Below are 13,004 nucleotides of genomic sequence, written 5' to 3'. Positions count from 1 at the left end.
TTTTCAGACCAGCCCGCCGGAGCCGACCGGATCACCGTCAGAGTTCGGAGAACCACTCCGCGATCACCGGACCGGATGCCGGCAGCGGCGGCAGGGACCCGGCACCGACCTGCGCCTGCAGCGCGGTGGGCGAGACGGCGAACTCCTCGATGAAGGCGCGGCGGAAGCTGCGCTCCTGCCGGAACCCGGACCGGGCCGCGATGACCGCCGGGGTGGCGCCCGCATATCGGCCGGCCGCGATCTCGCCGTAGGCGCGGGCCAGCCGCAGCCGACGGATCGTGCTCGCGACGTTCCCGCTCTCGCGCAGCAGGCGGTAGAGGCGGGTGCGCGACACGGCAAAGTCCCGGCAGATCAGGTCCGGTCCGAGATCCGGATCGGCCAGCCGGTCCCGGATGTAGCGCCGGATGCTCTTGGCGAGTTCGAGATCGGTATCCAGCGGCTCGCTCGCTTGAGCCTCATCCTGTACGGGCTCGCCGCGCAGGCAGCCGGCGAGCAGCGCGAGCGTGCTGCGGCTCGCGACCGTCGCTTGGGCCCGCGGCAGGGGATCGGGCAGCGCCAGGAGCGCATCGATATGCGCCCCCACAAGGCGCGCCTCGATGGAACTCCCCGGGTAGACCCGCCCGTCGAAAGGGGCGACCGGTCCGATCGCGGCTTCGAGCACCCGGCGCGCCACGACGAGGGCCGTGAGGGTGATGCCTTCGAGCCGGTAATCGGCCGGGCTCGACAGCTTGGTGATCGACATTGCGCCGGGCTCGAAGCGCATGCGCCGCCGTCCGCAGACGCCGCCGCCCCGTCCGGCCAGGAACACGTTGATGAAGACGTGGTCGAGGCCGATGCGCTCGGCCATCGCCCGGTCGCGCACGAGCCTGAAGTCGCCGGCGCTGACATGTCCGACCAGCACGGAGCCGATCTGGCGCCAGTGGGCCTTCGTCGTGAAGCGCTCGGCCTCCTCCGGGGTCATCCGGACCTCGCCGGAGGGGCTCATCACGTCCTGCCACGCGGCGAGCCGATAGCGCGCATCCCCGTCCGCGAGCTGGATCGAATGGCGGGTCGTCGTGAGCATGAGGCGTGTCCGGCCGATCCGTCCCGGCACGTGCGGGCATGAACGCTGCTCGGGGCGTTGTCGAGCGTCGGCTCGGCCTGCCCCCTGAAACCTGGTCATCCCCGAGGTATGGCTTTGAGCCATGTCGCGGATGTCATCATGGGACGGCAAAAACATACCGCCGAAGAGATCGTCGCCAAGCTGCGTCGGGCTGATGCTTTGAATTCGCAGGGACGGGAGGTGGCTGAAGCCATTCGATCTATCGAGGTGGCGTATTCTCGCTGGCGTTCCAAGTATAGCGGATTGAAAGCCGATCAGGCCGAGCGGCTGAAATCTCTGGAAACCGAGAACCAGCGCCGTCATCGAGCGATCTCCAACTTGACCTTGGCGAAGCTGATCCTGAAGGAGGCCACCTCGGGAAACGTCTGAGCCCGGCTCGCCGCCGGGCTTGTGTCGACCGTGTCGTTGCCCGACACGGTGTGTCCGAACGCTTCGCCTGCCGTGTTCTGGGCCAGCGCCGTGATCGAGCGATGGCGGACGCATTACAACAGCACCCGGCCACGCTCGTCGTTGGGTCACCTGCCGCCTGCGCCGGAGGTCGTCGTCCGGTCCGCAGAGCCAGGCGGATCGGCGCCGTCCGCTCGCCCCGCCATCGTCATGCGACCGACGGTGCACTAACTTCGAACCCGGGCTACCAAATGGGGGCAGGCCAGGCGGACACCGGCGTGATCCAGGTGGACCGCACGCTCTGGCGCGCCGCCTGTCCGAGGGCGATGCTCGTCGACGCCCCCGGCGCCTGCCAGGAGTTGCAGGCCGCCTGGCGTCCGAAGGCAGGCCCCAAAGGCCCCGGACGAGCCCTGGAATCGGGCCGATCCTAATGAGTTCCTTATAGGATCGCCTCCCTTTCCGTCTCGAACCCTAACGCGGTTCCCGTCCACATTCGGGGTCGGCCCAGGTTCGGTCGCGGAGTGTCCGCGCCCGAGGGGCCGAACGGACCCGGGACGCATCATGCTCGACATCGTCTTCCTCGCAGGAGCCCTTGCCTTCTTCGGCCTGGCCGCCGGTTACGCCACGCTCTGCGAACGCCTCTGAGGCACCGCCATGACCCTCGACCTCGCCCTCGGCGCCTTCGTGACGGCCGGGCTCCTCGTCTACCTCACCTTCGCCCTCGTCCGCCCCGAGCGGTTCTGAGCGGCCCTGCCGGACCACATCCATGAATGCCAATGGCTGGATTCAGATCGCGCTGTTCTGCGCGGTCGTCCTCGCGCTCGTGAAGCCGCTCGGCTGGTACATGACGCGCGTCTTCAACGGGGAGCGAACCCCGCTCTCGCCTGTGTTCGTCCCCGTCGAGCGCGGGCTCTACCGCGTCGCCGGCATCGACGAGCGCCACGAACAGACCTGGCTCGGCTACGGTCTCGCCATGCTCGCCTTCCACGGGCTCGGCTTCGTGCTGCTCTACGCGGTGCTGCGCCTGCAGGACGTGCTGCCGCTCAATCCGATGGGGCAGGCGGCGGTGGCGCCGGACCTCGCCTTCAACACCGCGGCGAGCTTCGTCACCAACACCAACTGGCAGAACTACGGCGGCGAGAGCACGCTCTCGTACCTGAGCCAGATGCTGGGGCTGACGCACCAGAACTTTCTCTCGGCGGCCACCGGCATCGCGCTCGCCGTGGCCCTGATCCGCGGCTTCTCCCGCGCCTCGGCCAGGACGGTCGGCTCGTTCTGGGTCGACCTGACCCGCTGCACCCTCTACGTCCTGCTGCCGATCTGCCTCGTCTACGCGCTGTTCCTGGTCTCGCAGGGCATGCCGCAGACCCTTGGCGCCTACGTCGACGCCACGACCCTGGAGGGCGCCAAGCAGACCATCGCGGTCGGCCCGGTGGCGAGCCAGGTCGCGATCAAGATGCTCGGCACCAACGGCGGCGGCTTCTTCAACGTCAACGCCGCCCACCCGTTCGAGAACCCCACCGCCCTTTCGAACTTCGTGCAGATCGTCTCGATCTTCGCGCTGGGCGCCGCGCTCACCAATGTGTTCGGCCGCATGGTCAGCGACGAGCGTCAGGGCTGGGCGATCCTCGCCGCCATGGGAACGCTGTTCCTGGCCGGCGTCGCCGTCACCTACGCCAGCGAGGCGGCGGGCAGCTCCGTGCTGAACGGCCTCGGGCTCACCGGCGGCAACATGGAGGGCAAGGAGGTCCGCTTCGGCATCGTAGCGTCGGCGCTCTTCGCGGTCGTGACGACGGCGGCCTCCTGCGGCGCGGTCAACGCCATGCACGACTCGTTCACGGCGCTCGGCGGCCTGATCCCGCTCATCAACATGCAGCTCGGCGAGATCATCGTCGGCGGCGTCGGCGCGGGCCTCTACGGGATGCTGGTCTTCGTCGTGGTGGCGATCTTCGTCGCCGGCCTCATGGTCGGGCGCACGCCGGAATATCTCGGCAAGAAGATCGAGGCGCGCGAGGTCAAGATGGCGATGCTCGCCATCCTCTGCCTACCGCTGATGATGCTCGGCGGCACCGCGCTCGCCACCGTCCTGCCGGCCGGGCTCGCGGGACCTGCGAACGCAGGTCCGCACGGCTTCTCGGAGATCCTCTACGCCTTCACCTCGGCGGCGGCCAACAACGGCTCGGCCTTCGGCGGGCTCACCGGCAACACGCCGTTCTACAACTGCCTGCTCGCCCTCGGCATGCTGGTCGGACGGTTCTTTGTCATCGTCCCGGCGCTGGCGATTGCCGGGTCGCTCGCGGCCAAGAAGACGCTGCCGGCCTCGGCCGGCACCTTCCCGACCCATGGCGGCCTGTTCGTCGGGCTGCTCGTCGGCGTCATCCTGATCGTCGGCGGCCTGACCTTCTTCCCGTCGCTGGCGCTCGGCCCGGTGGTCGAACACCTCGCGGGCTCGGCCGGCCAGACCTTCGGGACGGGGGGCTGAGATGTCCCGCGCCTTCCCCGCCCGGCGCCTGCCGCACCACCACCCGGTGCTCCGCCGTCGCCACCACCGCGGCCCGTCACGCTCCTTACGGACTTCGGACCTCGTCCTGGCCCTGCTCGGTGTCGTCCTGCTCGGCGGCTTCGCCCTGATGACCGCCGCGGCGCTGGCCGCCGCCTGACCCTGAACCGGAAAGGCCCGGTCGCGTGCCGGGCCGCCTCATCCCCTTCGGACACCCCCTGCCATGTCCCGCAAGACCTCATCGCTGTTCAGCGCCGCCCTGGTCGGGCCCGCGCTCGTCGGCTCGCTCAGGAAGCTCGACCCCCGCGCCATGATCCGCAACCCGGTCATGTTCGTGGTCGAGGTGGTGGCGGCGCTCACCACCGTGCTGTTCCTCCGCGACCTCGTCACCGGGGGTAGCGACCTGTTCTTCTCCGGCCAGATCGTCCTCTGGCTCTGGTTCACCCTGATCTTCGCCAACTTCGCCGAGGCGCTCGCCGAGGGCCGCGGCAAGGCCCAGGCCGATTCCTTGCGCCGCACCCGCACCGAGATGCAGGCCAAGCGCCTCACCGGCCAGGGCCGCGATTTCGAGATGGTGCCGGGCACCTCGCTCAAGGTCGGCGACGTCGTCCTCGTGGAGGCCGGCGACCTGATCCCGTCCGACGGCGAGGTCATCGAGGGCGTCGCCTCCGTCAACGAGGCCGCCATCACCGGCGAATCGGCCCCCGTCATCCGCGAATCCGGCGGCGACCGCTCGGCGGTCACCGGCGGCACGCAGGTGCTGTCCGACGAGATCAAGGTCCGCATCACCGCGGCCGCCGGCTCGACCTTCGTCGACCGCATGATCTCGCTGGTCGAGGGCGCATCCCGTCAGAAGACGCCGAACGAGATCGCACTGAACATCCTGCTGGCGGGCCTCACCATCGTCTTCGTGTTCGCGGTCGCCTCGATCCCGAGCTTCGCGAGCTACGCCGGCGGGTCCATTCCGGTCATCGTCCTGGTGGCGCTGTTCGTGACGCTGATCCCGACCACCATCGGCGCGCTCCTGTCCGCCATCGGCATCGCCGGCATGGACCGCCTCGTGCGCTTCAACGTGTTGGCGATGTCCGGCCGGGCCGTGGAGGCCGCGGGCGACGTCGACACGCTGCTGCTGGACAAGACCGGCACCATCACGCTGGGCAACCGTCAGGCGACCGAGCTCCGGCCGGTGCGCGGCGTCTCCGAGCAGGACCTCGCCGACGCGGCGCAGCTCGCCTCGCTCGCCGACGAGACCCCCGAGGGCCGCTCCATCGTCGTGCTGGCCAAGGAGAAGTACGGCATCCGCGCCCGCGACATGGCTGGGCTCAACGCCACCTTCGTGCCCTTCACCGCCCAGTCGCGGATGTCCGGCGTCGACCTCGACGGCGCGTCGATCCGCAAGGGTGCCGTGGACGCCGTCATCGCCTCCGTGACCGGACAGCCGATGGCGAGCCGCGGCTCGAACCTCGCCCTGGCCGTCCGGCCAGAGGCCGAGACAGGGATCGTGACCGAGATCCGAGCCATCGCCGAGGACATCGCCAAGGCGGGCGGCACCCCGCTCGCGGTGGCCAAGGACGGTCGCCTGCTCGGCATGGTCTACCTGAAGGACATCGTGAAGGGCGGCATCCGCGAGCGCTTCGCCGAGTTGCGCCGCATGGGTATCCGCACCGTCATGATCACCGGCGACAACCCGATGACGGCCGCCGCCATCGCGGCCGAAGCCGGCGTCGACGACTTCCTCGCCCAGGCGACCCCGGAGGACAAGCTGGCGCTGATCCGGCGCGAGCAGGCCGAGGGCAAGCTGGTGGCGATGTGCGGCGACGGCACCAACGACGCCCCGGCGCTGGCCCAGGCGGATGTCGGCGTGGCGATGAACACCGGCACGGTGGCGGCCCGCGAGGCCGGCAACATGGTCGACCTCGACAGCGACCCGACCAAGCTCATCGAGATCGTCGGCATCGGCAAGCAGTTGCTGATGACGCGGGGCGCGCTGACCACCTTCTCCATCGCCAACGACGTGGCAAAGTATTTCGCCATCATCCCGGCGATGTTCCTGACTCTGTACCCGCAGCTTCAGGCGCTCAACGTCATGGGCCTGTCCTCGCCCCAGAGCGCGATCCTCTCGGCCATCATCTTCAACGCGCTGGTCATCGTCGCGCTGATCCCGCTCGCGCTGAAGGGCGTGACCTACCGGCCGGTCGGGGCCGCCTCGCTCCTGCGCCGCAACCTCCTCGTCTACGGCCTCGGCGGCGTCCTCGTCCCCTTCGTGGCGATCAAGGTCATCGACATGGCCGTCACCGCCCTCCACCTCGCCTGAACGAAGGTCCCGGGAAATCCTGTCATGAGACCTGCCATGCTGAACCACCTTCGCCCCGCCCTCGTCCTGCTCGTCGCCCTGACGGCGGTCACCGGCCTCGCCTATCCGCTCGCCGTCACCGGCATCGCCGGCACGGTCTTCCCGGCCAAGGCCGCCGGCAGCCTGATCGAGCGCGACGGCAAGATTATCGGCTCCAGCCTGATCGGGCAGGGCTTCACCGGCGAGGGCTACTTCCACGGCCGCCCCTCGGCCACCACCGCGGCCGACCCGGCCGATGCGAGCAAGACCGTGCCGGCGCCCTACAACGCCGCAAACTCGATGGGTTCGAACCTCGGTCCCACCAGCGCGGCGCTGGCCGAGCGGGTGAAGGGCGACCTCGACGCGCTGCGCGCCGAGAACCCGGGCGAGCCGGTGCCGGTCGACCTCGTGACGACCAGCGGCTCGGGGCTCGACCCCGACGTCTCGCCCGAGGCGGCCTTCTTCCAGGTGCCGCGGGTGGCGCGTGCGCGTAACCTCTCGCAGGAGCAGGTGAACGAACTCGTCGCCGCCCAGGTCCGGGGCCGTACGCTCGGCATTCTCGGAGAGCCGCGCGTCAACGTGTTGGCGCTGAACCTCGCGCTCGACGACCTCGCCAAGCGCTAAAAGAGCCATCATGCCCGAGACCGGCCGCGATCCGAACCGCCCCTCGCCCGACGCGCTGCTCGAAGCGGCGCGCCGGGAGGAGCGGACGCGCGGCCGGCTCAAGGTCTTCCTCGGCGCCGCGCCCGGCGTCGGCAAGACCTACGAGATGCTCACGATCGGCCGCGCCCGGCTCAAGGCGGGCGCCGATGTGGTCGTCGGCGTGGTCGAGACCCACGGCCGGGCCGAGACGCAAGCCCTGCTCGACGGCTTCGAGGTGATCCCACGCCGCGCCGTGCCCTATCACGGCACCGTGCTGGAGGAGATGGACCTCGACGCGCTGCTCGCCCGCCGGCCGCAGATCGCGCTCGTGGACGAGCTCGCCCACACCAACGCGCCCGGCTCGCGCCACCCGAAGCGCTATCAGGACGTCGAGGAGTTGCTGGACGCCGGCATCGACGTCCTGACCACGCTCAACATCCAGCACGTCGAGAGCCTCAACGACGTGGTGGCTTCCATCACCCGCATCCGCGTGCGCGAGACCGTGCCGGACGGGGTCCTCGACCGGGCCGACGACATCGAGGTGGTCGACCTCAATCCCGACGACCTGATCGAGCGCCTGAGGGCCGGCAAGGTCTACGTGCCGACGAACGCCGAGCGGGCGCTCAAGCACTATTTTTCCCGCGGCAATCTCACCGCTCTGCGCGAGCTGGCGCTTCGGCGCACCGCCGACCGGGTCGACGACGAGCTGCTCAGCCACATGCGGGCCAACGCGATTCCCGGTCCCTGGGCGGCCGGTGAACGGGTCCTGGTCTGCGTCAGCGAGGACCCGCGTTCGGCCGGGCTCGTGCGCTACGCCAAGCGGCTGGCCGACCGACTGCACGCCCCCTGGACCGCCCTGGTGGTCGAGGGTCCGCGCGCCGCCTCGCTCACCGAGGCGGAACGCGACCGCGTCGCCGAGACGCTGCGGCTGGCCGACCGGCTCGGCGGCGACGCCGTGACCCTGCCGGGCGGGCGGCGCATCGCCGACGACATCCTCGCCTACGCGCAATCGGCCAACGTCAACCACATCGTCGTCGGCAAGGCGGCGCGCTCGAAATGGTTCGAGTTCGTGAACGGCTCCGTCGTGCATGACCTCGTGCGCCGCAGCGGCAACATCAGCGTGCACGTGGTGCCCGGCGAGGCGGTTCCGGTCGCGGGCCCGCAGACGCGGGCGGTCGCCACGGCCGCGACCCCATCCGCCGATCTCCGCTCCTACCTCCTCGCCCTCGGCGCGACGGGGCTGGGGCTCGCGCTCGCCCTGCTGCTCCAGCCCCATGCCGGGGTCGAGAATGCCGACCTGTTCCTGCTGACCGCCATCGTCGGCGTGGCCGTGCGCTTCGGTCTCGGGCCCTCGCTGCTGGCCGTCGTGGCCGCCTCGCTCGCCTACAACTTCTTCTTCCTTCCGCCGGTCTACACCCTGACCATCGCCGATCCGACCAACGTCGCGGCCTTCGTGCTGTTCTCGGTGGTGGCGGTCGTGGTCTCCAACCTCGCCGCCCGCGCCCGCCTGACCGCGGTGGTCAGCCAGGCGCGCGCCAAGTCCTCGGAGCGTCTGTTCGGCTTCTCGCGCAAGCTCGCGGCCTGCGCCTCCCTCGACGACGTGCTGTGGGCGACCTCGGCCCAGGTCGCCGCCATGCTGAAGGTGCGGGTCGTGCTGCTACTGCCGGACGGCAAGGTCGTCACCGTCCGGGCCGGCTACCCGCCCGAGGACATGCTCGACGAGGCCGACCTCGCTGCCGCGCAATGGGCCTTCGACAACGAGCGCCCGGCCGGGCGCGGCGCCGACACGCTGCCCGGCGCCAAGCGCCTGTTCCTGCCGATGCGCACGGGCCGTGGCACCATCGGGGTGATCGGCCTCGACGCGGACGGGACCGGCCCGATGCTGACGCCGGAGGGTCGCCGCCTCCTCGACGCGCTGGCCGACATGGGCGCGCTCGCCATCGAGCGGGTGCGCCTCGTGGAGGATCTCGACCGGGCGGAGCGCGCCGCCGAGACCGACCGGCTGGCCCGGGCGCTCCTCACCTCGATCAGCCACGACCTGCGGACGCCGCTGGCCTCCGTGCTCGGCTCGGCCAGCACGCTCCGGGACCTCGACGCAGCGCTTCCGGCCGAGTCCAAGGCCGAGCTCCTGGCGACCATCATCGAAGAATCTGAGCGGTTGAACCGTTTCATCGTCAACCTTCTCGACATGACGCGGTTGGAGGCCGGCGCCGTGACCCCGAACCTCGCCCCCCAGGACGTTGCCGAGACCGTGGACACCGCCCTGCGACGGACCCAGAAGATTTTGGCCGACCACCGGGTCGCGGTCGAGATCGATCCCGACCTGCCGACGCTGGACCTCGACCCGGTCCTGTTCGAGCAGGTGCTGGTCAACCTGCTCGACAACGCCGCCAAGTACGCGCCCGAGGGCTCGACCGTGACGGTCCGCGCTCGGCACGACGGCCGGACGGTCCGCATCGAGGTGCTCGACGAGGGCTTCGGCCTGCCCGACGGCGACGTCGAGCGGGTGTTCGACAAGTTCTACCGGGTGCGCAAGAGCGACCACGTCCGGGCCGGCACCGGGCTCGGCCTCGCTATCTCCCGCGGGTTCGTCGAGGCGATGGGTGGCACCGTCACCGCCGGCAACCGTCGCGACCGGCTGGGGGCCGCCTTCACCGTGACGCTCCCGGTCCCGGCACGGACAAAGCCAAGAGAAATCGCCGCATGAGTCCGACCATCCTCGTCATCGACGACGAGCCGCCGATCCGCAAGCTTCTGCGCATGGGCCTGTCCACCCAGGGCTACGCCATCTTGGAGGCGGCCAATGCCGCCACCGCCTTGGAGATATTGGCTCGCGAAAGCCCGGATCTCGTCATCCTCGACCTCGGCCTGCCGGACATGCGCGGGCACGACCTGCTGCGGGCGATCCGGGTGAGCCATCCGGGCCTGCCGGTCGTGGTGCTGTCGAGCCGGGACGACGAGGGCGGCAAGGTCGAGGCGCTCGACCTCGGCGCCGACGACTACGTGACCAAGCCGTTCGGCATGGCGGAGCTCCTGGCGCGCCTGCGCGCGGCCCTGCGCCACCAACTGGCCGCCCGGGGCGAGCGGCCCGTCTTCAGGGTCGACGGCCTCTCGGTCGACCTCGTCCGCCGCGTGGTCAAGGTCGACGACGCCGAGGTGAAGCTGACCCCGCGCGAGTACGACTTCCTGCGGGTCCTGGTTCTGCATGCCGGCAAGGTGCTGACCCACGCCCAGCTCATGCATGAGGTCTCGGCCTCCTCCGAGCCGCAATACCTGCGCGTCTACATGCGCCAGCTCCGGCAGAAGCTGGAGGCCGACCCCGAGCGCCCGCGCATCCTTCTCACCGAGACCGGCGTCGGCTATCGCCTGCGCGCCCCCGACGACGAACCGAACCTCAAGCTGCGCGCGGCGACCGACGCCAAGCCGGCGGCGACGGAGACGAGCCCTTGAAGTCCAGCCTCGCATGCGGCCGGCCGACGCGATGACCATCGACGACATCCTCGCGCCGTCGGACGTGGTCCACGGCCTGCGCGCCTCCGGTAAGACCGCTCTCCTCGAAGATCTCGCCCGTCGCGCCGCGCAGTCGCTCGACCTCGACGCCGACACGATCCTCGGGGCCCTCGTCCGCCGGGAAGGGCTCGGTTCGACCGGGGTCGGCGACGGCGTGGCGCTTCCGCACGCGCGGCTGGAGACGGTCAGGAAGCCGTTCGGCTTGCTGGCCCGCCTGAGGGAGCCCCTCGACTTCGACGCGGTCGACGAGCGGCCGGTGGACCTCGTCTTCCTCCTCCTCCTACCGACGACGGAGGGTGGCAATCACCTGAACGCGCTGGCCTGCGTGGCGCGCAAGCTCCGGGACCCGGAGACCGCCGCGGCCCTGCGGGGAGCACGAGATGCGACAGGCCTCTACGCTTCGGGCAGCGCCCGGTCACCCAGCAACGTATGAGGGCCCCTTATGGCCCCTGCACCTCCGTACGCCGGCAGCCCGGCACCGACCGCGCCGAAGAGCGCCCGGGCTTTCAGCGCAGGTCGAGCGAGGCGGTGCCGAGGTCGCCGAACCGGGCCGATAGTGTCTGGCCCGGCAAAACCTGCGCCAAGCCGGTGCTGCCGCCGACCGAAACGAGGTCACCTGCGCTCAAGCCCGAGCCCCGTTCGGCGAGCCGACGCGCCAGCCAGGCCACCGCAGCGAACGGGTCGCCCATGACGTCGCTTCCGTGGCCGCGCGCGACTGCGTGGCCATTGATGGCAAGACTTGCCTCGGTCGCGGCGAGGTCGGTCGCGGCCCAGCCCTCGATCCAGGGGCCGGCCACGTGCGCGACATCGAGCCCGAGGTCGGCGGTGGCGGAACATTCGTCGAGGAGAGGCGGCGACAGGGTGCGCCGGCCGAGCACGTGCAGGTCGATCCGGCAGGCGAGGCAGGCCTCGGAAGCGTTGCGGGCGCTGAGCGGCTCCTCGTCCGAGAACGGGAACGAGCGCCCGAGCACGAAGGCGAGGCCGACGCTCGCGCCGAGCACGCCGCGCGGCAGCCGCAGAGGCGAGGAACCCTCAAGGATCGTCTCGCGCATCAGCGGGGCGACGACCGGGACGTCGAGGCGCAGCGTCCGCGCGACGGCGGGATGCGTGCCGACCAGGGCGTAGCCGACCTGCGTCCAACCGAGCCTCCTTAGCGCCGCGTCGCGCACGTCCTCCGCCACGTCGAGGTCGTCGAGGCCGGAGAGGTCGACGTCCGCGAACTCGCCCGTGAGGCGCGCCCGGGCGAGGCGGTCTCCCAAGGCGGCGGTGTCGACGGCTGGCGAGCGGTAGGTGAGCATGGGAGGCCCCGTGACGCGGATATCGCCGGAGCCTGCACCCTTCCGCATAAGGGTTCGAGAGGGGAAGCGGGGTCTTGATATCAGTAATCTGGCAGGGCCAAGGCCCGGACGCTTGATCCTATGAGGAGTTTCGAAGGACTGTCAGTAGCAGTTCGCTACCTACTTGCCCAATTACGACCTCGCGCCATGAATTTAGCCAACCTAAATTCGCGCAAACTCAACGATCAATTATAAAAATGCGACTATCAGGCGGTACTTGATAAGTTTTATGGAGTCGCCTAAGGATAATTAGCTATAGTATGGACCGGTAACTTCAAAAATTACGTGTTAATGATATAATTATCAAATTTAAATAAGCTTGAGAAGCCGGGGTCAGTGCAATATGCTTGAAGTGTCGCCCCCTTGTTAATGCTACGACAACAAAGCCGAAATCATAGAGATCACGAGCGTAGCTACGATCAGGGCCCCCCAAAAGGCCAGGCCCAACGTCATATACAGATAGTTACGATCCTGCCGACAAATATCGCAATGCTTCTGAAAGACGGACATGACGCGCTCCCGCGCAGCGAGTTGACGAATTAAATCTAGGCCCTGCTCCGCCAAGTTGCCATAAATATCTCATTAATATCGACCGAATTACGCATACATTCTCCCTGACACGAATCGCCATCGCAGCGCAGTCTGGCGACAAAGGGGCCGCTGGCTGAATCCTGATGATATACTAATACTCTAGTCCATCCATTCACATGGAATCCTTGCGGCCAATTAATTATGTTCTGCCCCTTGATGGAACAAAAAGGCCATTAGCTGCCATACGTCAAAGGCCTTATGCCTTCGGATCGCGATAACTCACGGGCAGTCATCGTTCGGTTCATCCGAACAACGGCAATGATCCTGATCGGCTCTGCCATGCTTCGGCTGATTGGCGTCCCGATTGTGGAAACGATATCTTTTCTCTGCGCCAGTGCTGCGCTGTTTGCGGTCCTACGCAGCTATGCCACAAGCAATCCACTTATATCGTCTCAATTCACGTACTTTGACGAGGCAACGTGGCTGTATATGCTAGCTCTTGTCTGGCGGTTTTAGATCCCGTTTTATAAGGGACTGCTGCAGGTCTGTATGGGGTGAGCAGTGAGCATGATCTGCCCCCACGAGGTGGTCCAAGTTCGAAGTTAGTGCAGGGTCGGCCTTTGCTCCACGGGTAGCTTGGCCGGCGGAGCCGGTCGGGTGAGC

General features: G+C 68.7%; 11 protein-coding genes and 1 pseudogene. 10 read left to right on the top strand and 2 right to left on the bottom strand.

Features of this window, described 5'->3' with window-relative positions; translation table 11 throughout:
- Nucleotides 1-37: 37 nt before the first annotated feature.
- On the bottom strand, nt 38-1,063 hold the full coding sequence (locus HNR00_RS23710; RefSeq protein ID WP_183573728.1) for an AraC family transcriptional regulator: 1,026 nt from the start codon (nt 1,061-1,063) through the stop codon (nt 38-40).
- Between the two features lie 138 nt (nt 1,064-1,201).
- Here HNR00_RS23710 and HNR00_RS23705 point away from each other — a divergent pair.
- The 10 genes and pseudogenes from HNR00_RS23705 to HNR00_RS23660 all read left to right on the top strand — a co-directional run.
- Nucleotides 1,202-1,563 (top strand): annotated as a pseudogene (locus HNR00_RS23705) (IS3 family transposase); the annotation flags it as partial.
- Entirely contained in the window at nt 1,493-1,720 is a 228-nt protein-coding gene (locus tag HNR00_RS26115; protein ID WP_183573775.1) for an integrase core domain-containing protein, read from the top strand. The pseudogene HNR00_RS23705 and the gene HNR00_RS26115, both read left to right, overlap by 71 nt.
- 423 nt (nt 1,721-2,143) lie before the next feature.
- A complete protein-coding gene (locus HNR00_RS23695) occupies nt 2,144-2,233 on the top strand; it encodes a K(+)-transporting ATPase subunit F (RefSeq protein ID WP_183573726.1) in 90 nt (29 codons plus the stop codon).
- Between the two features lie 22 nt (nt 2,234-2,255).
- Nucleotides 2,256-3,971, top strand: coding sequence for a potassium-transporting ATPase subunit KdpA (kdpA, locus tag HNR00_RS23690; RefSeq protein ID WP_183573724.1), 1,716 nt, complete (start codon nt 2,256-2,258; stop codon nt 3,969-3,971).
- A 1-nt stretch (nt 3,972) separates the two neighbouring features.
- Nucleotides 3,973-4,149: a hypothetical protein gene (locus HNR00_RS23685; RefSeq protein ID WP_183573722.1), complete on the top strand. Its 177-nt coding sequence runs from the start codon at nt 3,973-3,975 to the stop codon at nt 4,147-4,149.
- Nucleotides 4,150-4,212: 63 nt separating this feature from the next.
- Entirely contained in the window at nt 4,213-6,303 is a 2,091-nt protein-coding gene (kdpB, locus tag HNR00_RS23680) for a potassium-transporting ATPase subunit KdpB (protein WP_183573720.1), read from the top strand.
- A 36-nt stretch (nt 6,304-6,339) separates the two neighbouring features.
- Nucleotides 6,340-6,945 (top strand): K(+)-transporting ATPase subunit C, encoded by a 606-nt coding sequence (locus tag HNR00_RS23675; protein WP_183573718.1) that lies wholly within the window; start codon nt 6,340-6,342, stop codon nt 6,943-6,945.
- Between the two features lie 10 nt (nt 6,946-6,955).
- Complete coding sequence (locus HNR00_RS23670) at nt 6,956-9,670, top strand: ATP-binding protein (protein ID WP_183573716.1); 2,715 nt, start codon at nt 6,956-6,958, stop codon at nt 9,668-9,670.
- Nucleotides 9,667-10,413: a response regulator gene (locus tag HNR00_RS23665; protein ID WP_183573714.1), complete on the top strand. Its 747-nt coding sequence runs from the start codon at nt 9,667-9,669 to the stop codon at nt 10,411-10,413. The genes HNR00_RS23670 and HNR00_RS23665 overlap by 4 nt, the downstream gene beginning before the upstream one ends.
- Before the next feature lie 13 nt (nt 10,414-10,426).
- On the top strand, nt 10,427-10,906 hold the full coding sequence (locus HNR00_RS23660) for a PTS sugar transporter subunit IIA (protein ID WP_246391049.1): 480 nt from the start codon (nt 10,427-10,429) through the stop codon (nt 10,904-10,906).
- A gap of 73 nt (nt 10,907-10,979) precedes the next feature.
- Here the strand turns inward: HNR00_RS23660 and HNR00_RS23655 are convergent, their stop codons facing one another.
- A complete protein-coding gene (locus HNR00_RS23655) occupies nt 10,980-11,771 on the bottom strand; it encodes a 2-keto-4-pentenoate hydratase (protein ID WP_183573712.1) in 792 nt (263 codons plus the stop codon).
- Nucleotides 11,772-13,004: the final 1,233 nt, after the last annotated feature.

This window comes from Methylorubrum rhodinum, assembly GCF_014199935.1.
Taxonomy (GTDB): Bacteria; Pseudomonadota; Alphaproteobacteria; order Rhizobiales; family Beijerinckiaceae; genus Methylobacterium; species Methylobacterium rhodinum.
This window is presented reverse-complemented; position numbering and strand designations above follow the sequence as displayed.